Source organism: Pseudarthrobacter chlorophenolicus, assembly GCF_000962805.1.
GTDB classification, from domain to species: domain Bacteria; phylum Actinomycetota; class Actinomycetes; order Actinomycetales; family Micrococcaceae; genus Arthrobacter; species Arthrobacter chlorophenolicus_A.
Genome location: NZ_JZTW01000031.1, coordinates 1 through 21246, shown reverse-complemented (window position 1 = coordinate 21246; position 21246 = coordinate 1). Strand labels below are relative to the sequence as shown.

18 protein-coding genes, 1 tRNA gene, 1 rRNA gene and 1 riboswitch are annotated in these 21246 nt (G+C 65.4%); of the genes, 14 read left to right on the top strand and 6 right to left on the bottom strand.

All coding sequences use genetic code 11. From position 1 onward, the window contains the following. The 3 genes from rrf to UC32_RS19495 form a co-directional block, all read left to right on the top strand. Positions 1-84, top strand: a 5S ribosomal RNA gene (rrf, locus tag UC32_RS20130); the annotation flags it as partial. Between the two features lie 489 nt (positions 85-573). Next, positions 574-1065 carry an SRPBCC family protein gene (locus UC32_RS19500; protein WP_045732830.1) on the top strand — a complete coding sequence of 164 codons (492 nt, stop codon included), beginning with the start codon at positions 574-576 and terminating at the stop codon, positions 1063-1065. Positions 1066-1125: 60 nt separating this feature from the next. After that, positions 1126-2496, top strand: a complete 1371-nt coding sequence (locus UC32_RS19495) for an FAD-binding oxidoreductase (RefSeq protein WP_045732828.1) — start codon at positions 1126-1128, stop codon at positions 2494-2496. A gap of 3 nt (positions 2497-2499) precedes the next feature. Here UC32_RS19495 and UC32_RS19490 read toward each other — a convergent pair whose 3' ends face one another. The 4 genes from UC32_RS19490 to UC32_RS19475 form a co-directional block, all read right to left on the bottom strand. Then, a complete protein-coding gene (locus UC32_RS19490; protein WP_045732827.1) occupies positions 2500-3918 on the bottom strand; it encodes a DUF4032 domain-containing protein in 1419 nt (472 codons plus the stop codon). Positions 3919-4095: 177 nt separating this feature from the next. After that, a complete protein-coding gene (locus tag UC32_RS19485) occupies positions 4096-5178 on the bottom strand; it encodes an ABC transporter ATP-binding protein (RefSeq protein WP_045732826.1) in 1083 nt (360 codons plus the stop codon). Positions 5179-5398: 220 nt separating this feature from the next. Then, positions 5399-6229, bottom strand: a complete 831-nt coding sequence (gene otsB, locus UC32_RS19480; RefSeq protein WP_045732825.1) for a trehalose-phosphatase — start codon at positions 6227-6229, stop codon at positions 5399-5401. After that, on the bottom strand, positions 6219-7721 hold the full coding sequence (locus UC32_RS19475; RefSeq protein WP_045732824.1) for an alpha,alpha-trehalose-phosphate synthase (UDP-forming): 1503 nt from the start codon (positions 7719-7721) through the stop codon (positions 6219-6221). Before UC32_RS19475 ends, otsB begins: the two co-directional genes overlap by 11 nt. A 179-nt stretch (positions 7722-7900) precedes the next feature. Between UC32_RS19475 and UC32_RS19470 the strand changes: the two genes are divergently transcribed. The 8 genes from UC32_RS19470 to UC32_RS19435 all read left to right on the top strand — a co-directional run bounded on the left by UC32_RS19470 (position 7901) and on the right by UC32_RS19435 (position 14688). After that, positions 7901-8776 (top strand): DsbA family protein, encoded by an 876-nt coding sequence (locus UC32_RS19470; RefSeq protein ID WP_045732823.1) that lies wholly within the window; start codon positions 7901-7903, stop codon positions 8774-8776. A 188-nt stretch (positions 8777-8964) separates the two neighbouring features. Then, a tRNA-Thr gene (locus UC32_RS19465) sits at positions 8965-9041 on the top strand. Positions 9042-9156: 115 nt separating this feature from the next. Further along, a complete protein-coding gene (locus tag UC32_RS19460) occupies positions 9157-9579 on the top strand; it encodes a ChaB family protein (protein WP_045732822.1) in 423 nt (140 codons plus the stop codon). 138 nt (positions 9580-9717) lie between these two features. Continuing rightward, positions 9718-11886, top strand: a complete 2169-nt coding sequence (locus UC32_RS19455) for an elongation factor G-like protein EF-G2 (protein ID WP_045732821.1) — start codon at positions 9718-9720, stop codon at positions 11884-11886. A gap of 11 nt (positions 11887-11897) precedes the next feature. Continuing rightward, positions 11898-13151 carry an MFS transporter gene (locus UC32_RS19450; RefSeq protein ID WP_045732820.1) on the top strand — a complete coding sequence of 418 codons (1254 nt, stop codon included), beginning with the start codon at positions 11898-11900 and terminating at the stop codon, positions 13149-13151. A 113-nt stretch (positions 13152-13264) separates the two neighbouring features. After that, positions 13265-13456: a hypothetical protein gene (locus tag UC32_RS19445; protein WP_045732819.1), complete on the top strand. Its 192-nt coding sequence runs from the start codon at positions 13265-13267 to the stop codon at positions 13454-13456. Between the two features lie 104 nt (positions 13457-13560). Continuing rightward, positions 13561-13863 carry a DUF4193 domain-containing protein gene (locus UC32_RS19440; RefSeq protein WP_045732818.1) on the top strand — a complete coding sequence of 101 codons (303 nt, stop codon included), beginning with the start codon at positions 13561-13563 and terminating at the stop codon, positions 13861-13863. Positions 13864-14136: 273 nt separating this feature from the next. Next, positions 14137-14688, top strand: coding sequence for an AMIN-like domain-containing (lipo)protein (locus tag UC32_RS19435; RefSeq protein WP_045732817.1), 552 nt, complete (start codon positions 14137-14139; stop codon positions 14686-14688). Positions 14689-14769: 81 nt separating this feature from the next. On the opposite strand, the gene UC32_RS19430 is transcribed toward UC32_RS19435, so the two are convergent. Beyond that, a complete protein-coding gene (locus tag UC32_RS19430) occupies positions 14770-16323 on the bottom strand; it encodes an APC family permease (RefSeq protein WP_045732816.1) in 1554 nt (517 codons plus the stop codon). 222 nt (positions 16324-16545) lie between these two features. Between UC32_RS19430 and UC32_RS19425 the strand changes: the two genes are divergently transcribed. Continuing rightward, a complete protein-coding gene (locus tag UC32_RS19425; protein WP_045732815.1) occupies positions 16546-17025 on the top strand; it encodes a Dps family protein in 480 nt (159 codons plus the stop codon). A gap of 111 nt (positions 17026-17136) precedes the next feature. Here the strand turns inward: UC32_RS19425 and UC32_RS19420 are convergent, their stop codons facing one another. Beyond that, positions 17137-18696 carry an MFS transporter gene (locus tag UC32_RS19420; protein ID WP_045732814.1) on the bottom strand — a complete coding sequence of 520 codons (1560 nt, stop codon included), beginning with the start codon at positions 18694-18696 and terminating at the stop codon, positions 17137-17139. An 86-nt stretch (positions 18697-18782) separates the two neighbouring features. Between UC32_RS19420 and UC32_RS19415 the strand changes: the two genes are divergently transcribed. Continuing rightward, positions 18783-19319, top strand: a complete 537-nt coding sequence (locus tag UC32_RS19415; protein ID WP_045732829.1) for a TetR/AcrR family transcriptional regulator — start codon at positions 18783-18785, stop codon at positions 19317-19319. A gap of 96 nt (positions 19320-19415) precedes the next feature. Beyond that, positions 19416-19512, top strand: a riboswitch (glycine riboswitch). 188 nt (positions 19513-19700) lie between these two features. Next, positions 19701-21246: glycine dehydrogenase (locus tag UC32_RS19410; RefSeq protein WP_045732813.1), on the top strand; the 1546-nt coding region annotated here is incomplete at its 3' end.

The window sequence follows — 21246 nt, the reverse complement described above, 5'->3', positions numbered from 1 at the left end:
CCCATTCCGAACCCGGAAGCTAAGACCCACAGCGCCGATGGTACTGCACCCGGGAGGGTGTGGGAGAGTAGGACACCGCCGGACATAAATTACGTAGGGCCCTGACAAAGGAACGTCAGGGCCCTACGACTTTAACCACCACACACAGCTGCGCCAGACCAGGGACGCCCCCGCGGATGCCCCATCAGTAAACGTCCCTAACACCCCCTGTTAGATGCGATATCTGATAGAGCAACAGCGGTGATCAGGCCCAGGTGATAAGCCACCCCCACAGATGCCCCATCACATAACGCACCTAACACCCCCTGTCAGGAACCAAAACTGATAGAGCAACACACCGCCGGCTCTGGCGGGGCGGCATCCGCCAGAACCCGAACAGCCCCGCTCACCCCAGGCCACACCCCACGGATGCCCCATCACATAACGCACCTAACACCCCCTGTTAGGAACCAAAACTGATAGAGCAACGGGCCACGAGACCCCCACATCCGAGCACGCGGCGAAGGGGAAGCGGCGACGACCGGGGCAACGGCGGTGGGGGACGGGTCCCTGTTCAGCGTAAAGTTGGTCAGCATGAGCAGCCTCTTCAGCCACAGCCAGGAACCGGACGGGAACAGCGGGGACGCCTCTTCTGAGGTGCTGGACCCCGTAGTCAGCTCGGTAGTGGTTCCCGGTGGGGTGGCCCACGCTTTCGCCGGTTTTACCGACCACACCCACCTTTGGTGGCCACTCGCGGAACACGGCATCTATGGGGCCGGCTCCTACGTGGAGTTCGAAGAGAACCTGATCCTTGAGACGGCGGACGACGGCCGGACAAGCATCTGGGGCACCCTGGACGACTGGCAGCCCCCGTTCTCCTTCCACGCCACGTGGCATCCGGGAACAACTGCCCTCTGGTCCACGGAGCTGCGCGTGGTGTTCCAGCCGGTGGATGCCGGAACCGAGGTGCGCGTGCTCCACGACGGATGGGAGGGCGCCGAGGATCCTGCTGCCGCACGGGCCCAGTACACCTCCGACTGGCCGGGCATTCTCGCGCGCTTTGCCCGCTTCATGGGAGCCGAATAACCGGCGTTCGCCAGCGCCCCTACACTGGAGAAGCAAAAGGCGGAGACAGTTGGAGGCTTGATGGTGGACGTACTGGACGCATTGATGGAAAGCGTCGGAGCCGGACAAGTTGTCACGGCGGACGCGGATCTCCTCCGTTATGCGGTGGACCAGGCGCCGGTTACCGACTTCCAGCTTCCGTTGGCTGTGGTTTTCCCAGAGTCTGTGGCAGACGTGCAGTCGGTGATACGCGCCTGTGCGGCGGCCGGGATCGCCGTGGTGCCCCGTGGCGCGGGGACCGGAGTCTCCGGCGGCGCGCATGCCACCAAAAACAGCGTTGTCCTCTCCCTTGAACGCATGGACCGAATCCTGTCCATCAACCCCGACGATGAGACGGCAACCGTAGAACCTGGCGTGGTGAATGCCGCGCTGAATGAGGCCGTGGCCGCGCACGGCCTCATGTACGCCCCTGACCCGGCCAGCTTCCGCACCTCCACCATAGGCGGCAACGTAGCCACCAACGCCGGTGGACTGCGCTGCGCCAAATACGGGGTCACCCGGGACTCAGTCCTTGCCCTGGACGTGGTGCTTGCTGACGGTTCCCTGATCCACACGGGCCACCAGACCTTTAAAGGCGTTGCAGGCTACGACCTCACCGGGCTGTTCGTGGGATCCGAAGGCACGCTGGGCATCGTTGTGGGCATTACCGTAAGGTTGAAATACCTTCCCCGCGACGTTCAAACCATCGCCGCCTTCTACCCCGGCTTCCGCGCAGCCGCCGCCGGCGTCCTGGCGGTGGGCAGGGCCCGGGTCCAGCCTGCCATCATGGAACTGCTCGACGGCGGGACGCTGGCCCAGCTGGACGAGCTCCACGGCTCGGACCTTACTGCCCGGGGACGCTCGCTCCTCCTGGTGCAGACCGACGGTTTCGGTGCGGCCGCTGAAGCGGAGGTGGTTCGCGGGGTGCTCCGTGCCGGCGGAGCCACCGTCACGACGGAAGCCAGCGCCGAGGCGGAGCGCCTGGTGGAGCTGCGCCGGCACAGCCGGGGCTCCGAAGTTGATGATGAGTACCGGGTGGGCGAGGACGTGGCCGTGCCCCGCTCGCGCTTGGTGGACTATGTGGCCGCGTTGGAATCCATGGCGGCCGAACACCAGGTGAAGCTGAAGGTGGTGGCCCACGCCGGTGATGGCAACCTGCATCCCACATTTTGGGTCGAGCGCCAGGATACCGTGGTTGACCCGGAGGCCATGGAACGGCTCCAGCGCGCCCTGGATGACTCCATCACCGCGGCACTTGCCATGGGCGGCACTATCACCGGCGAGCACGGGGTGGGCCAATACAAGCTGCGCTGGCTCGGCCAGGAGCAGCCGGAACCTGTCCGTGAGATTCAGCGGCGGATCAAGGACCTGTTCGACCCCGCCGGAATCCTGAACCCCGGGAAGGCCATCTAGGGGCTAGTCGTCCGAATCCGGGTACTCGTCAGCGGACTCGTCGCTGCCATAGCGGGATTCTTCGGTTTCCACCTCAAGGATCTTCAGGAGCTCGGTGTCCGGATTCAGCATGATGGCTGCCTCGTCACGGCGGTGCCGGAGGATCGAGTCGATGTACGACTGGACGGCCTCGGCCAGCGGGATGTGGCGTTCCTGCTTCTCCGACATGTACCAGCGGTGCTCCAGGACTTCATGCACGGCTTCTGCGGGTTCCAGCTTCCCGGACAGGTCACGCGGGATGGAGCGGACGATCGGTTCGAAGATCTGGCTCACCCAGAGGTGTGCGCTGTACTCCTCATCCATCTCCGGGTTGTTGTCTGCCCGGAACGAATCCATGTCGTTCAGGAGGCGGCGGGCCTGATTTTCCTGTGCATCCAGGCCGGTCAGCCGCAGGAGCCTGCGCTGATGGTGCCCGGCGTCCACCACCTTGGGCTGCAGCTGGATGGTGGAACCGTTCTGGGTGGTCTTGATGGCGTATTCTTCGACGTCGAAGCCGAGTTCGTTCAGCCTGCGGATACGCGCGCCCACCCGCCAGCGTTCCCCGAGTTCAAAGGATTCCTTCTCTGTCAGCTCCGCCCAGAGGCGCCGGTAACTGTCCATGATCAGTTCGCTGGTGGCCACGGGGTCCACCTTCTCCTCGATCAGGCCGCCGTCCAGCAGATCCATGAGTTCGCCGGCAATATTGACCCGGGCAATTTCCAGATCGTATTCCCTCTGGCCGAGGGAGAGGTCCGGATACAGCTCGCCCGTCTCCGCGTCGACCAAATAGGCGGCAAAGGCTCCAGCATCGCGCCGGAACAGGGTGTTGGACAGTGAGACGTCACCCCAGTAGAAGCCGATGAGGTGCAACCTGACCAGCAGCAGGGCCTGGGCATCAATGAGGCGCGTCAGGGTGTCCTTGCGCAGCATCTGCGAGAACAGCGCGCGGTAAGGCATCGAAAACTTCAGGTGCCGAGTGACCAGCACAGGGTTGAGTGGACGGCCATCCAGGGTGGTCCGGCCGGTGATGACCGCAACCGGCTCCACGCAGGGCACGTCCAGCCGGGCCAGCTTCCGCAGCATGTGGTACTCATGGCGCGCAACATGCTCGGAGGTCTCCTTGATGGCGATCACCGATCCGCCCAGGTGTGCAAAGCGCACAATGTGGCGGGAAATACCCCGGGGGAGGGCAGCGAGGTTCTCTGCCGGCCAGTCCTCCAGTGCGATGTGCCATGGCAGGTCAAGAAGTTCGGGATCGGCGGCCGCCGCGGTAATGTTCAGCGAGCTTGCGACCGAGGCTGCCTTGTTGTCATCGGCGCTGGCGGCGGTAAACCGCGGCAGTTTCCCGATCTGCCCGTAGTCGGTGGGTTCGTCGTGCCACTGGGCGCTGTGTTCCTCGGTCATGGACTCAATTCTTCCGTAAGCGGGCGTGCCCGGCTAATCCTTCCCCCGGGACGGTTAACGGCCGACGGCGGTCCGCACCTAAGGGAAAGGTGCGGACCGCCGTCGTGGTTTCGGCAGGCTCAACCACCGGACGTGGTTTCGGCGGGTTCGACCACCTCAACCACCGTGGCTATGTGATCAGTCGCCCAGGCGCAGGCCGGTCTTGGTGTCGAACAGGTGCACGTGGCCCGACTGCGGACGGACGTAGATGGACTCACCCTTCATCGGAGGGCGGCGGCCGTCGACGCGTGCCACGATGTCGTGGTCCTTGCCGTCGAGGTTGGTGTGGCCGTAGACGTAGGCGTCGGCGCCGAGCTCTTCGACGACGTCGACCTCGACCTTAAGGCCCTCACCGTGGGGTGCGGTCTCGAGGTCTTCAGGGCGGCTTCCGACCGTGACGGTGGAGCCGTGTGCTTCTTCGAGGACGTCGCGCGGCACGGGGTACACGGTGCCACCGAACTGTACGCCGCCGTCGACAACGGGAAGTTCCAGCAGGTTCATGGCGGGGGAGCCAATGAAGCCGGCAACGAAGACGTTCTTCGGGCGGTCGTACAGGTTGCGCGGGGTGTCCACCTGCTGCAGCAGGCCGTCCTTGAGGACTGCAACGCGGTCACCCATGGTCATGGCCTCGACCTGGTCGTGGGTCACGTAGACCGTGGTGACGCCCAGGCGGCGGGTCAGGGAGGCGATCTGCGTGCGGGTCTGGACGCGGAGCTTGGCGTCAAGGTTGGACAGCGGCTCATCCATGAGGAAGACCTGCGGGTTACGGACGATTGCACGGCCCATGGCAACACGCTGGCGCTGACCGCCGGAGAGTGCCTTCGGCTTGCGGTCCAGGTACTGCTCGAGGTCGAGGAGCTTGGCGGCTTCGCGGACACGCTCTGCGCGCTCTTCCTTGGAAACGCCGGCGATCTTCAGTGCGAAGCCCATGTTGTCCGCAACGGTCATGTGCGGGTACAGGGCGTAGTTCTGGAAGACCATCGCGATGTCGCGGTCCTTCGGGGGGACATCGGTGACGTCGCGGTCACCGATCAGGATGCGTCCGGCGTTGACGTCCTCAAGGCCCGCGAGCATGCGCAGGGAGGTGGACTTACCGCAACCGGAGGGTCCAACGAGGACCAGGAATTCGCCATCGGCGATGTCGATGTTGAGCTTATCGACGGCGGGCTTATCTGTGCCCGGGTACAGACGCGTAGCGTTATCAAAAGTAACTGTAGCCACAGTTATCAATCCCTTCACCGGCAGGTACGTGCCGGACGATCCGTTGTGAATGGTTCATGTTTGTTCAGTTTTGTGTTGCTTGATGCGTCCCGGCAGAACCGGAGCGCATCGAGTGACGCCGCACGGTTCTTGTGCGCCACATCACAAGAAAGAGTATGGCAGAACCTTCGCTTTTTATCGCAAATGTTACGAACATCACACCGGAGGCATTGCCGGCGACTTAGCCGGCAGGTTTTCCGTTCCCACCGCCTACGGCAGAGCTCCGCGCCGCGAGCAGCGCCTCAAGAAGCTCCGCCACGTGGATCGGAGCCTCCACCCTGTACTGCGCCTGGGTGAAGTCCAGGCCTACCTTGACTCCGACGTCGCCCGGTACAAGGCGGGCGAAGGCGTCTTCGTCCGTGGTGTCGTCCCCCGCGAACAGCACAGCGGTAGCTCCCGCAGCCTGTCGGAGGAACGCGACAGCTTCACCCTTGGAGGCGTGCACCACGGAGGTTTCAAGGACCCGCTTGCCGTTCTTCAGGAACACGCCCTCGCGGTCCTCCAGCAGCGAGCGTGCGGCGGCTACAGCATCCTCGGCAACGTCGTCCGCAGCCTGCCGCGTGTGCAGCACCACGCCGGCCGGCTTGTCTTCGAGCATTGTTCCGGGTGCTTCCCCGGCGATCCCGGCGAGGATGCCCCGGACCTCGGCCAGCAGTGTCCGCTGGCCTTCGTCCAGTTCGAGTCCTGCAGAGCCCGGGCCCAGCCAGGCCTCCGCGCCGTGGCTGCCGATGAGCAGCGACTCGGCCGGCGGCGAGGCTACGCCGCGCAGGGAGGCGAGTGCGCGACCCGAGATGAGTGCCGTCGTCGTACGTGGAAGCGCGGCGAGCCCGGCGAAAGCGGCGGCCGCGCGCGGAAGCGGCCGTGCATCGCCGGCATGCGGCACGATCGGTGCCATGGTGCCGTCGAAGTCCATGGCCACCAGCAGCTGGTCAGTGGCGGCGATGTTGCGGACGGCTTCCCTTAGTTCGGGTGTCAGGGAGAGCGGCGCTGCGGTGCCTGGTTCAGGAGTCATCGCGGACCACCTTCTCGTTCAGCGCGCGCAGGAAGTCGGCCGACCACAGATCCACATCGTGTTCCAGGATCTGCTTGCGCATGGCCCGCATGCGGCGTCCGGCTTCGCGCGGAGTCATCTCCACGGCGTTCATGATGGTGTTCTTGAGCCCGGCGATGTCGTGCGGGTTGATGAGCAGCGCCTGCTTGAGCTGGTCTGCCGCGCCGGCGAATTCGCTGAGAACCAGGGCGCCGTCGTTATTGTTGCGCGCGGTGACGTATTCCTTGGCCACCAGGTTCATGCCGTCCCTGAGGGCGGTGACCAGCATGACGTCGGCCGCCAGGTACAGGGCCACCATTTCCTCCACCGGGTAGCTGTGGTGCAGGTAGCGGACGGCGGTGTTTTGGATGGTGTCGTAGGTGCCGTTGATGTGGCCCACGGTACCTTCCACTTCCTCGCGCAGCAGGCGGTACTGCTCAACACGTTCCCGGCTGGGGGAAGCCACCTGGATCAGCGTCGCATCACCCACGGACAGCCTGCCGTCCGCCAGGAGTTCCTCGAAGGCCTTCAGCCGGTGCCGGATGCCCTTGGTGTAATCCAGCCGGTCCACGCCCAGGAGGATGGTCTTCGGGTTGCCCAGGTCCTGGCGGATCTGCCGCGCCCGCTCGATGATGTCCGGCCTGGCGGCAAGTTCGGTGATCTGCTTGACGTCGATGGAAATGGGAAACGCCTGCGCACGGGCAATGTGGGTGATCTGGCCGTCGTGGCCCTTGACGTGCACCTGCTGCTGCTTGACGCTGGCGCCAAGGAAGCGCCGGGCCGAGCGCATGAAGTTGCCGGCGTCGCTGACCCGCTGGAAGCCCACCAGGTCGGCGCCGAGCAGTCCGTCGATGATGGCGTGCCGCCACGGCAACTGGGCGAAGATCTCCGGCGGGGGAAACGGAATGTGGTTGAAGAACCCGATGCGGAGGTCCGGCCGTGCCTCGCGAAGCATGCGTGGCACCAGCTGCAGCTGGTAATCCTGGACCCAGACGGTGGCGCCCTTGTCAGCGTGGCGCACGACGGCGTCCGCGAACCGCTGGTTAACCCTGCGGTAGGAATCCCACCAGGTGCGGTGGAACTCGGGCGGAGCGATGACGTCGTGGTACAGCGGCCACAGTGTCGCGTTAGAGAAGCCCTCGTAATACAGTTCGACGTCGTCGGTGCTGAGCTGGACGGGAACCAGGTCCATGCCGCCATGGCTGAACGGCTTCACCGTCTCGTCGGGAGCGCCGTGCCAGCCCACCCAGGCTCCGTCAGTCTTGGTCATCATCGGAGCCAGGGCGGTCACCAGGCCGCCGGGGGAGCGGCGCCAGCCGGACCCGTCGTCGCCGCTGTCGCCGGGGGCGACCCGGTCAACGGGCAGCCTGTTGGAGACCACCATGAAGTCGTACTTAGTAGCCTGGCCGTGGCCGGATCCGGCCTTTCCTGACGGCTCTGCTGTGGCGGGTTTTTCCTGGACGGGTGTTTGCATTGCGGCCCCCTGGGGTTGCTTGTGCCTCTAAGCCACCCTAGCCGGGCGGAATCTTCCAAGCTATTCGTCCGTTGGTCAACCCGGGCGGATAGTTGAAGAGGCAAGCTCTCAGGTTTCTCCCCTAAAATGGTGGAAGTGCCACGAAGTGGTCCCTCCACGTCGACCTACCCAAGGAACACATGAGCCCCGGAAACGAAGTACGTAAGTCGAAAGCTGAGCGAACCGCGGAGGCGCGGGAAAAAGCGCGCCAGATCCGTGAGGCCCAGCTGAAGAAGGACAAGCGCAACAAGCTTCTGATCGGCTGGGGCATTGTGGCGGCTGTCGTCGCCATCCTGGTGGTCGTGGGACTGGTGGTCACCACCAGCATCAAGCAGAACACCCCCATCGCGGACCAGGGACCTGTGCCTGCGAACGGAAACGCCAATGGCGGCGTGACGCTGGTTGCCAACACCGGCGTCAAATCAACGGACTCCGCAACGGTGGACATGGCCAAGGTACCGGCCAAGCCGGACACGCAGCCGAACCCCGTTGTTGCCCCGGGCGCGGAAGCCGAGGCCGGCCAGCCCGTGAAGGTTGTGGCCTACATCGACTTCATCTGCCCGGTGTGCAAGCGTTTCGAAGACACCTACAACGAGGCCCTCACCGGCCTGCGCAACGAAGGAAAGATCAGCCTGGAATACCGGCCGCTGGGTTTCCTGGACCGCCAGTCCAGCACCAACTACTCCTCCCGCGCTGCCAATGCTGCGGCGTGCGTAGCGGACAAGGCGCCGGAGAAGTATGCGGAATACGTCGACCTTCTCTTCGCCAACCAGCCTGCCGAAGGCAGCGCCGGCCTCTCCGATGACAAGCTCAAGTCATTGGCAAGCGGCATCGGTGCAGACATCAACAGTTGCGTTGACGACAAAACATTCCGCCCCTACGTCAAGTACTCCACCCAGCTCGCGTCCAACATCGGTATCACCGGTACGCCCACCATCTTCGTGGACGGCAAGCAGTGGGACGGCAGTTCCGACCTCAACGCCGAGATCCAGACGGCCATCGCAGCGAAGGGCTAAAACCGTGTAGCCTCCCGTCGGCCCGCTCCCGGAACATCCGGGAGCGGGCCGGCTGCGTTAAGGTCCGGCGTGCTGCCTCCTTCCCGGCCGCGTGCATAGGTCCCACACCGAAGGGCCGGCCGTTTTTACCACCGGCAGCACTTGGGCTACGCTTATCTGGCGCCGTCAGGCGCCGCCCGCAAGGGCTTGCCTCCTTAGCTCAGTTGGCCAGAGCACCGCTCTTGTAAAGCGGGGGTCGTCGGTTCGAATCCGACAGGGGGCTCCACTTGTTACCGGGACGCCGGCTCCCGCCTTTTCCTCCTCCCGCCGGCTCACCCATTCCAGGGTTAAGCTGGTGCCATCCGAATGATCAGCCTGCTGACGAATGGAGGATGGCTGCCATGCCGAAGACCGGCAAGAACGACCACGCCCGCAAGGACGAGCTTCCCTCAACCCTGCAGCGTTCCGACCAGAAAGCCCAGGACACCTTCGCCAAGACGTACGACTCTGCTATCGAGTCCTACGATGATGAAAGCCGGGCAGCGCGTACCGCCTACGCGTCCCTGAAGCACAGCTACGAGAAGGTGGGTGACCACTGGGAAGCCAAGGATAAAAAGGGGCCGTCGGACAAACGGGCGGAAGAGCAGGGCGCCGGGTCCTCCACACCGACGGCGGGCGGCGTGGACGCCAACGCCTCGAAGGAACATCTCTACGAACTGGCACGGAAACTGGACGTGAAGGGCCGCTCCAGGATGGACAAGAAGCAGCTTGTCCAAGCGGTGCAGAAGGCCAACGACGCCGCCACGCGAAAGGCCAGGTCATAGTCGCTCCGGCAGGGACGGACCAGCAGGCGGCGTCCTTGGCCGTAGCGCCGTCCAGGCCCTTGCCCTAATGCCTCCCAGGGTGTCGAATTTGAGGACACGCTAGGACGGGTTGCACGGCAAAGACGCCAGGAGGATCCCATGTCGGTGAAGAGCGCCAAAGACACGGCCAGGGCTGCAAGTGGCCGGAATGCGGCCGAACCACGCCGAACTGATTCTGCCGCCCGCATTGCGGCACTGGAACCGGGCAGCATCCGGAACATCGCGCTGATCGGACACTCCGGAGCCGGTAAGACCCTGCTGATTGAAGCTCTCCTTGCCGCCAACGGAATGATCACCCGCAAAGGCTCCATAGCCGAGGGGACAACCGTAGGCGATTCCGATCCCGCCGCGGTCCACCAGCAACGGTCCGTCACCCTTTCCCTGGTGCCCCTCCTGCTGGACGAGACCAAGGTCAACTTGCTGGACACACCCGGCTATCCCGATTTCATCGGGGAAATGCGGGCAGGCCTCCGCGCAGCGGACGCCGCCCTTTTTGTTGTTTCCGCCGTCGACGGAATTGACGCCACCACCACTGCGCTGTGGGCGGAGTGCGCGCACCGGAGGCTCCCGCGTGCCGTGGTGATCACCCGGCTGGACCACCCGAGGGCGGATTACGACGGCGCCCTCGGGGAGTGCCGGAAAGCGTTCGGCGATGGCGTCCTCCCGCTCTACGTCCCGGTCGGTTCCGGCGGCGAACGCACCGGCCTGCTGGGACTGCTGTCCGGAACGGTCACGGACTACGCCCCAGGGGAAAGCCCCGCCACCCGGGAGGCTTCAGCCGATGACGCGGCGGCTGCTGCCGATGCCCGTGGAGAGCTCATTGAGGGAATCATCGCCGAAAGCGAAGACGAAACCCTGATGGACCGCTACCTGTCCGGCGAGGACATCGATACCGGCGTGCTCATCGAAGACCTGGAGACCGCCGTCGCCCGTGGTTCGTTCCATCCGGTCATCCCCACCTCCGCGGTCACCGGGCTGGGAACGACGGAACTGCTGGACATGCTGGTGCGCGCGTTCCCGCCGCCCACCGAGTCGGACGTTCCCGAGGCGACAGACCTGGAGGGCCTGCACGGCAGGTCTCTGGGCTGCGACCCGTCCGGGCCATTGGCCGCGGAAGTGGTGCGAACTTCCAACGATCCTTTCCTGGGCCGGATCTGCCTGGTCCGGGTGTTCTCGGGAACCCTGCGCGAGGACTCGCCGGTGCACGTTGGTGGCCACGGCCTGGCGGACCGCGGGCACCAGGACCACGACACCGACGAACGCGTTACGCACCTGTACTCACCGCTGGGCGCCACCCTGCGGCCGGTGCCGTACTGCGTGGCGGGGGACCTGTGCGCCCTGGCCAAACTGGGAAGCGCCGAAACCGGTGACACCATCTCATCCCGGGACGATCCGCTCATGCTCGCCACCTGGGAGATGCCCGAACCGCTGCTTCCGGTGGCAGTGGAAGCCGATTCCCGCAGCGATGAGGATGCCCTGGCCCGGAGCTTGGGGAAAATTGCCGCCGGCGACCCCACCATGCGGGTGGAACGCAACGCCGAAACGCACCAGCTGGTCCTGTGGTGCATGGGGGAGGCTCATGCCGACGTCGTCATGGACAGGCTCCGTGAGCAGGGCGTGAAGCTGCACGCCGTGGATGTGGTGACCCCACTGCGGGAAACCTTCGCGGGGCCGGCCACCGGGCATGGACGCCACGTCAAACAATCCGGAGGACACGGGCAGTATGCGGTGTGCGACATCGAAGTAGAGCCGCTGGACCGGGGCGGCGGCTTCGAATTCGTGGACAAGACGGTGGGCGGGGTCATCCCCGGGACGTTCATCCCTTCCGTGGAGAAGGGGGTCCGCTCCCAGATGGAGAAAGGCGTATCCGCAGGGTTCCCCGTGGTGGACGTGCGGGTGCGGCTGGTGGGCGGCAAGGCCCACAGCGTGGATTCGTCCGACGCCGCCTTCCAGGCTGCCGGCGCCCTCGCCCTGCGGGAGGCTGCCGCGGCAGGCCGGATCCAGCTCCTCGAGCCGGTCTCAGCCGTCAGCATCACCGTGGCGGACGAGCATGTGGGACCCGTCATGAGCGACCTCTCCGGGCGCCGGGGCCGCCTGACCGGCACGACGTCGTCGGGCGGGGGACTCACTGACATCAGCGCCGAGGTGCCGGACCAGGAACTGCTGCGCTACGCCGTCGAACTCCGCGCCCTCACAGCCGGTACGGGCCGGTTCAGCCGCAGCTACCTGCGCCACGACCCCGTGCCCCCCGGCTTCAGCCCCACCTGAGGCAGGCCATGATGAATCCGGCCGCACGCAAGATCCAAGGCGTCTACCTGGTGCTAACGCTCGGCAACACCCTTGCGGCGTCCTTCATCTGGGGGATCAACACGCTGTTCCTGCTCGACGCCGGCCTGAGCAACCTGGAAGCCTTCGCCGCCAACGCCTTCTTCACCGCAGGCATGGTGCTGTTCGAGGTCCCCACCGGGGTGGTGGCGGACAGCTGGGGCCGCCGCGCGTCGTTCCTCCTGGGAACCGTGACCCTCGCCGGTTCCACCTTCCTCTACTACCTGCTGTGGCAGTACTCGGCGCCGTTCTGGTGGTGGGCCGCGGTCTCCGTGCTGCTCGGCCTGGGTTTTACCTTCTTCTCCGGCGCGGTGGAAGCCTGGCTGGTGGACGCCCTGCAGTTCTCCGGGTACGACGGCACCCTCGAGGCGGTGCTGGGCCGTGGCCAGATGGTGTCCGGCATCGCGATGCTGGCAGGATCCGTGGCCGGCGGCGTCATCGCGCAGGCCACCAACCTGGGCGTTCCCTTCCTGCTGCGGGTAGCAGTGCTGCTGGCCATGTTCGTTGTCGCCTTCCTGCTCATGCACGACGTCGGATTCACCCCTGAGCGGTCGGCCCGCCCGCTCGCTGCCACCCGCGCCGTCCTCAAGGCCTCCGTGGACGGCGGTCTCCGCCACCCACCCGTCCGGTACATCATGCTGGCCGCCCCGTTCACGCAGGGCGTGGGCATCTACGTCTTCTACGCCCTGCAGCCCTACCTGCTGCAGCTCTTCGGGGATCCCCGCGCCTACGCCGTGGCCGGACTTGCCGCCGCCATCGTGGCCGGGGCCGACGTGGTGGGCGGATGGATGGCGCCGCGGGTCAGGAAGCTGGTCCACCGGCGGACCACGGTGCTGATTGCCAGCAACGTGGCCAGCGCACTGATTCTCGTGGCTTTGCTGTTCACCACCACGTTCTGGCTTGCCCTGGTGCTGCTCATGCTGTGGGGGATGGTGGGTTCAGCAGGTATCCCGGTCCGCCAGGCGTACCTGAATGACATGATCCCTTCCAAGCAGCGGGCAACGGTGCTCAGCTTCGACTCCCTCATGGGTTCCAGCGGTGGAGTGGTGGTGCAGCCCTTGCTGGGACGGGCCGCGGACCTGTACGGCTACCCAGCCTCCCTCGCAGTGAGCGGGGCCGTGCAGCTGCTGGCCGCACCCTTCATCCTGATGAGCCGGCGCCGGCGCTCGCCGGCGGACACCGCTACGGACCTGACGACCGCGCCATAGCGACCGGACCCTGCTTTGGCGGCCCGGGGACCTCCGCTTTGCCGGCGCCATGGTTTACCTGCGGGAGATACCGGTGAAACGCACCCACAACATCCGGCACCTAGGTTTCAGGAATGACAGATAGCATCCGCGGCAGGTTCCGCCAGTGGTTTACCGCAGCCTTCGCCTTCACTTCCCCGGAACAGGCCGCTGACGCTATGGCGGACGCATCCCGCTGGGGCTGGCTTCCTGCCCTGAGCGGCGTGGCAGTGGGCGCCGACCAGGCCCGCGCACGGCACGATGAGTGGACTGCCGGCGCCAGCTGACCGGCCGGTTCGACGCACTATTGCGCCTGTAAAGGGGTCATGCCCTAAACTGCTGCACTGAGGTGCCTGAAATGGCGCTGTGCAGCAACGAAAGTGAACACGCTATGGCTACCGATTACGATGCTCCGCGCAAGCAGGAGGAAGAGTCCCCGGCTGACTCGCTTGAGGCCCTCCAGGCGTCCCGCGGGGGCAACGCACAGACCGCCGTCATCGATGTCGAAGAGAACGACACCGCTGAAGGCATTGACCTTCCCGGCGCGGACCTGTCCAACGAGGAACTGACCGTTGTCGTGGTTCCGGAGCAGTCCGATGAATTCACGTGCTCCTCGTGCTTTTTGGTCCGCCACCGGTCCCAGGTTGCCCGGGAAAAGAACGGCCTCAAGTACTGCCGCGACTGCGAAGGCTGAGCTTCCACCAGGTTTCAGCGCCGGCCGCCCCACGGGGGTGACCGGCGCTTTTTGTACCCCGCGGGCAACCGTTATGGGCGGTAACGGGCAGGTGCAGGAACGGTGCCGAACGGGTTAAGCGGGGCCCCGAAACGGCCCCTGTTTTATCCGGCCTTAATGCGGCGGGCGGCAGGTTAACGGTTCCGCCCCGAAGCGGACACAGGCCTCGTTTCGCCGTTCCCGCCGCCTTAATCTGGAGCTATCCAAATCGCTCCTTCCTTGGGTGGCACCACAATGAAAAAACTCTCCATCTGGTTCACGGCCATCCTTGTGGCCGTTGGACTGGGGTTACTGGTTCCGGGGCCAGCCTCGGCAACCACCTCGTATTGCGGGCTCACGTGGGGTTCGCTGATGAAGGCGGACGGCTCCATGAGCAGCGCGCCCGTCACCAATGTCCGTACCGGACAGCACTACTGCTTCGACCGGCTGGTGGTGGACCTGGGTGCGGGGGATGTACCCGGCTATTCCGTCCGCTATGTTGGGCAAATCGCCCAGGAGGGCTCGGGGAAGCCCATACCTACCAGTGGCGGCGCCCGCCTGCAGGTCGTTGTCCGGGCGCCGGCCTACGACGCCGACTACGCGTCAACCTACACCCCGGCCAACCCGGATGAGCTCTCCAACGTCTCCGGCTACCAAACCTTCCGCCAGGTGGTTTGGGCAGGCAGCTTCGAGGGCCAGAGCACACTCGGCGTCGGCGTCCGCGCCCGGCTTCCCTTCCGTGTCTTTACGCTGGACGGGCCGGGCCCAGGCTCCCGGCTGGTGGTGGATGTGGCGCACTTCTGGTGACAGCCGCCGTCGTCAAACAGGAAAGGTGCCGTCCCCCGCGTTGACGGGGAACGGCACCTTTCCTGTTCTGGGCAGGCGCCCCTACTCGGGGACCACCAGGGCCGGGGTGTCTTTCCGCAGCGTTTCGCCGCGGAAGAAACCGGGCCGTACCCGGGCCATGATCAGCATGAACACCGCCCCGAGCGCCAGGATGCCGACGCCGAGGATGAACACCAGTCCCACGCCGAAGACTTCGGAGCCGCTGCCGAACTCGGGCGCCAGGCTGTCCGCGGCAGTCTGGAAGAACACGACGAAGAGGCCCACGCCGCCGAGCACCGGGCACAGCAGCCGCAACACGAAATGGCGGACGCTGGTGAAGAGGCTGTGCCGGAAGTACCAGGCGCAGGCGAGTGCCGTCAGTCCGTAGTAGAAGCAGATCATCAGGCCCAAGGCCAGGATGGTGTCATTAAGGACGTTCTCGCTGACCACATGCATCACGGCGTAGAACCCCGCGGACATGACGCCGGCGGCGATGGTGGCGAAGCCCGGCGTCGCGAACTTCCGGCTGACGCGACTGAACGGTTCAGGCAGGGCCCCGTAGTGGGCCATTGCCAGGAGGCTGCGGGACGGTGACATGAACGTGGACTGCAGGGACGCGGCCGAGCTGGAGAGCACGGCGAGGGACATCAGGATGGCGAACGGGCCCATGATGGGGGAGGCCAGCGCTGTGAAGATGTTCTCGTGGTTTTCTGCGTTGTTCAGTCCGTTGCCGGTGTCGCCGACGCCGGCGAACATCATGGTGGCGATGCTGACCAGCAGGTAGATGGCCAGGACGATGACGGCCGTCAGGGTGCCGGCCACACCGGCCGTTTTCTTGCCGTTGGCTGTTTCCTCATTCACCGTGAGGCAGACGTCCCAGCCCCAGTACACGAAGATGGAGAGTGAAATTCCGGCGGCCACCTGGCCGAAGGTCTCAATCCTGGTGACGTCGAACCATTCCCAGCTGAAGGGGATGGCGGTCTCCGAGGTGGACCAGTTGGCGAAGGCCATGGCGACAAACAGTCCCAGTACCAGCAGCTGGAATCCCACCAGGCCGTACTGCACCACTTTGGTGGTGTGCAGGCCGCGATAGCTGACCCAGACGGCGAGGGCAACGAACACCAGGCAGGTCAGGACGTTCAGGGCTTTGTTGTCCGCCAGGTCCGCCAGTTCGGGTGAGCCGGTGAGCTGGGACAGGAAAAGGTAGAAAAAGTCGACGGCCACGCCGGCGAGGTTGGACAACACGATGATGTTGGCGGCCAGGAGGCCCCAGCCGCCCATCCAGCCGACCCACGGTCCGAAGGCTTTGCTGACCCAGGTGAAAGTGGTGCCGCTGTCCGGTGAATCGGCGTTGAGTTCCCGGTAGGCCAGCGAGACCAGGATCATCGGGATGAACCCGATCAGGAAAATCACGGGCAGCTGGAGTCCGGCTTCATTGACGGTGGGGCCCAGTGCGCTGGTCAGGGTGTAGGCGGGGGCAATTGTGGAAATTCCAAGGACGACGACGGCGAGGAGCCCCAGCTGCCCGCCCTTCAGTCCCTTGGCGGAAATGTCGCCGCTGCCGGGCAAATGATTGCCCTGCGCGGCGGTGGAGCTGGTGCGGAGTGCTTCTGTCATGGCACCGCTTTCTGGAAGCTTATGACCGGGGTCACTATATGAATGGCGTTCATTTAGTATGGAGGTGTGACGGCCGTCGCGCAAGAGGGAATATGAATCACGTTCGTTTATGACCGCGCGGCAATATTAGTAAGCTCACTGAGAAATATCCGCCCGGTCCCATGCCGGGCGGCCCGGGCGCTGATAACTTCGAAGTTACTGGACCAATCGAGGAGGACTCGCATGAAAGCTTCACCGACCCTGACCAACAACCTTCAGGCCGTACTCGCTGACCTGATTGAGCTGCACATCCAGGGAAAGCAGGCGCACTGGAATATTGTGGGCACCAACTTCCGGGACCTCCACCTGCAGCTGGACGAAATCGTGGACGCCGCGCGCCAGTTCGCCGATGACACCGCCGAGCGCATGCGGGCCCTCCATGCACTGCCCGACGGCCGCAGCTCCACCGTGTCGAAGTCGACTGCCCTGGCTGAGTTTCCTGAGGGCCTGATCAGCACCAAGGACGCCATCGAGCGGATCGTTGCTGCTATGGAGGCCGCAGTGGGCACCATGCGCAAGGTCCATGACGAGGTGGATGAGGAAGATCCCACCAGCGCAGACCTGCTGCACGAGTTCATCGCCAAGCTGGAGCAGTTCGCCTGGATGGTGAGCGCAGAGACGCTCAAGCCGACCGCCAGCGTCACCGCCCCGGACGAAAAGTAGCAGCCGGCAGCCGCCACTGCACGACGAAGGCGCCCGGTACCGGAGATTGAACTCCGGCGCCGGGCGCCTTTGCCGTTAAGGCCCCTTGCGGTGCCGCGTGCCGTGGTGCTGCTATGCGGCTTTGGGCACTTTGCGAAGCACGATGGCGGCGCAAACGGCCGCAGTGGCCATCAGGACCAGCCCAATCGCCGCGGTCACATGCACACCGGAATCGAAGGCGGTGGCCGCAGCCTGGCGGACGGCATCGGCCAGCGGGGTTGGCAGTGCGGCCGCGAGGTCCATGGCGCCGGCCAGTGTTTCGCCGGCGCTGTGGCGGGCCGCTTCCGTGGCGTTGCTGTCCACGGCCGCCGGAAGGTGCAGGTTGTGCTGGTAGGAGGCTGTGAGGATGGAGCCCAGGACGGCCGTCCCCAGCAATGCTCCCACCTCGTACCCGGTTTCCGAGATAGCCGCCGCGGCCCCTGACTTGTGCGCCGGCGCCGCACCGAGGATGAGGTCGTTGGAAATGGTCTCAGCAGTCCCCACGCCCAGCGCCAGGATCAGCAAGGCTGCCAGCAACAGTGTGGGTCCGCCGTCGTGGTTCCCGAACGTCACCAGGCTGTACCCCGCAGCGCTGAACGCCAGGCCCGCGCCCACCACGAAGCCGGGCCGCACCTTCCGGACCAGTGGCACCACCACCAGGCCTGCCATCACCGTGGCAATCAGGGCCGGGATCATGGCCACGCCCGCAGCGGACGGCGTCATGCCCTCCAGTAGCTGCAGGTGCTGGGCGAGGAAGAGGATGAATCCGTTGAAGGAGAACAGGGCCAGGATATTGGCGGTGATGGCCATGCTGAATACCCGGTTGCGGAAAAGCGACATGTCCAGCAGGGGGTGCGGCAGCCGGAGCTGACGCCGGACGAATACCACTGCCATGGCCAGGCCAAAGGCCATGGCGCCAAGGCCGGTGCCGGACAATCCTTCCGTGGCAACTTCCTTGATGCCGTAGACCAGCGGCACCATCACCAGCAAGGACAGTGCGATGCTGGGAATATCCACCTTCCCGGGCTCGGGGTTCCTGGATTCCGGGATCAGTACCGGGCCAAGGGCGAGCAGCGGCAGCATGAGTGGCACTGCGACCAGGAAGACTGCGCCCCACCAGTAGTGCTCCACCAGCCAGCCGCCGAAGATCGGCCCCAGTGCAGCCCCGCCGGAAAAGCCGGCCGCCCAGATGGCCACCGCCAGGCGGCGGCGGTTGGGCTCCGCAAAGATGTTGCGGATGAGGGAGAGGGTTGAGGGCATCAGCATGGCGCCGAAGAAGCCCAGGGCGGCTCGTCCGGCGATCAGCCATTCCGCCGTTGGCGCGAATGCCGTGGCTGCCGAGAGCGCGGCAAAGCCCAGGCTGCCCGTGAGGAGCAGCCGCCGCCGGCCGATCCTGTCGCCGAGGCTGCCCATGCACACCAGCAGTCCCGCCAGTACCAGGGGGTAGGCATCCACAATCCAGAGCAACTGCACGCCGGAAGGGTTCAAGGACTGGGCGATGGCCGGCAGGGCGAAGGTCAGTGCCGTGTTGTCCACGGCCACCAGGAGGACGGGAAACATCAGCAGCGCAAGGGCCAGCCAGTCGCGCCACGGTGCCCGTGGGGCGGCGGGTCCCTGGAGCTGTGGTTCAGCGCGGTGCGTCGAAGTGGTCATGAATTAACTATACCGTCCAGACGGTACAGTTAAGAAACGGTGGCTGAGTTGAGCTCCCGGAACCCCGGGAAGGCATGATGGAAGGCATGCCCCGAAAGCCAGTCGCCCGTGAAGCCGTCCTTGACGCCTTCGTCGCCCTGCTCATCGAGGTAGGGGAGCGCGCCGCCACCCTGGACGCTGTGGCTAAGAAGGCCGGCGTCTCCAAAGGCGGGCTCCTCTACCACTTTCCGAACAAGGAAGCCCTGATCCAGGCGCTCCTGGACCAATTGGACGCGCACGCCGGCGAAGACGCCGAGGCTATGGCGGCAGCACCGGAAGGCGCGGCCGCCTACTTCATCCGGTCCTCGGTATGGGGAGACACGCCCCTGGACCGTGCCATCGTCGCCGCAACCAGGCTTTCGGAGGTGGCGCATGAAGAGACCCGCCGGCGGTTCACTGCCATCCAGCGGAGGTGGCTGGATGAAATAGCGGCAGACGTTGGGCCTGCCCTGGCCAAAGCTGTGCTGTACATGGGGGACGGGCTGTACTTCAACGCCATGCTGGCCATTGGCCCCGTCCCCGCAGGCGGCGAGGCCGCGGACGTCGACGAGTTGCTGGCAGCACTGGAGCGGCTCCGGCGGTAGCCGGACATTTGCCCCGGGGGCCGCAGCGTAGGAGAATTAAGCGCTGTGGGAGTTGTCACCGGACGGTCCCACGTCCACATCCAACTGAATAGCCTTTGATCTGCGGCGGGAGAGTCCTGCCACACCATCGGCAGGCGCCGTAGGAGCAAATCCTCCCCAGGAATCTCGCAGGCCCCTGTACCGCCGCGGCGAGGCACCTCTGGAAAGCAGCAGGCCGTCCAGGCACCGGGTAATCGGATGCCGGACCGTTGTGCTCACCGACGGTGCAAGCGGGTCCTGTCCATGCAGGAGCCGCGGAAACTCTCAGGTCCAATACAGAGCGGGGAGGGACCCGAATCGCTGTGGCGTACCCTGCGCCGCCTGAGTATCTGGAGTTCCCCCGTGACGGTTAGTTCAGCCTCCACCACTTTCGTCGACCGCCATATCGGCGCGCGCCGGCAGGACCACGTCGACGCCATGCTCAAGGCTGTCGGCTACGACAGTGTTGACTCCCTGGTCGATACTGCCGTCCCCAAAGTTATCCGCCAGGAAACGGCCCTGAAGCTGCAGGACGCGCTCAGTGAGGTTGAGGTCCTGACGGAGCTGCGCCGACTGGCCGGCAAGAACAAGACCGCCGTGCAGCTGATCGGCCAGGGCTACTATGACACCGTTACCCCGGCCGTGATCCGCCGCAACATCCTCGAAGCTCCTGCCTGGTACACGGCCTACACCCCGTACCAGCCCGAGATTTCCCAGGGCCGGCTGGAGGCACTGCTGAACTTCCAGACCATGGTCCAGGACCTGGTGGGCCTGCCGATCGCCAACGCCTCCCTGCTCGATGAAGCCACCGCAGTGGCCGAGGCTGTGCTGCTGATGCGCCGGGCCAATAAGGCCAAGCCGGCTGCCGACGGCAAGACCGTCCTGGACATTGACGTCCTGCCGCAGACCATCGCCATCGTGAAAGGCCGCGCCGAAGCGCTCGGTTTCGAGGTGGAGGTCGCCGACCTCTCCGCGGGTCTGCCTGAGGGTGACATCAACGGCATCGTGCTGCAGCAGCCGGGAGCCTCAGGCCGTGTCTTCAACCAAGCCGATGTCATCGCCGCCGCGAAGGAACGCGGTGCGCTGGTCACAGTGGCCGCGGACCTTTTGGCCCTGACCCTGATCACTCCTCCGGGCGAGCAGGGTGCGGACATCGCGGTTGGTTCCACCCAGCGCTTCGGCGTCCCGCTGTTCTTCGGCGGCCCGCACGCCGCCTACATGGCAGTCCGCAAAGGCCTTGAGCGTTCGCTGCCCGGACGACTCGTGGGCGTATCCAAGGACGACGCCGGCGCACCGGCCTACCGCCTTGCGCTGCAGACCCGTGAACAGCACATCCGCCGCGAGAAGGCCACCTCCAACATTTGCACCGCCCAGGCGCTGCTTGCCATTGTGTCCTCCATGTACGCCGTTTACCACGGCCCGGACGGGCTGAAGGCCATTGCGGAGACGGTGCACGGCCACGCCCGCACGCTTGCTGCGTCCCTCGAAGCCGCCGGCGTGGAAGTCCTGCACAATAGCTTCTTCGACACCGTCACCGTTAGGGTCCCCGGCCGCGCGGCCGGCATCATTGCCGACGCTGCAGGGCGCGGCATCAATCTCCGCCCCATCGACGCGGACACCGTGGGCATTTCCCTGGATGAAACCACGACGGCGGCCGTCGTCTCCGACGTCGCGGGCATCTTTGGTGCCACGGTGGCCGAGGGCGGCAGCTTCGCCTTGGCAGCGGAACTGGAGCGCACGTCCGGTTACCTGGAGCACCCGGTGTTCAACACGCACCGGTCCGAAACCCAGCTGCTGCGCTACATCCGCAAGCTCTCCGACCGGGACCTGGCGCTGGACCGCACCATGATCCCGCTGGGTTCGTGCACCATGAAGCTGAACGCCACCGCCGAGATGGAAGCCATCTCCT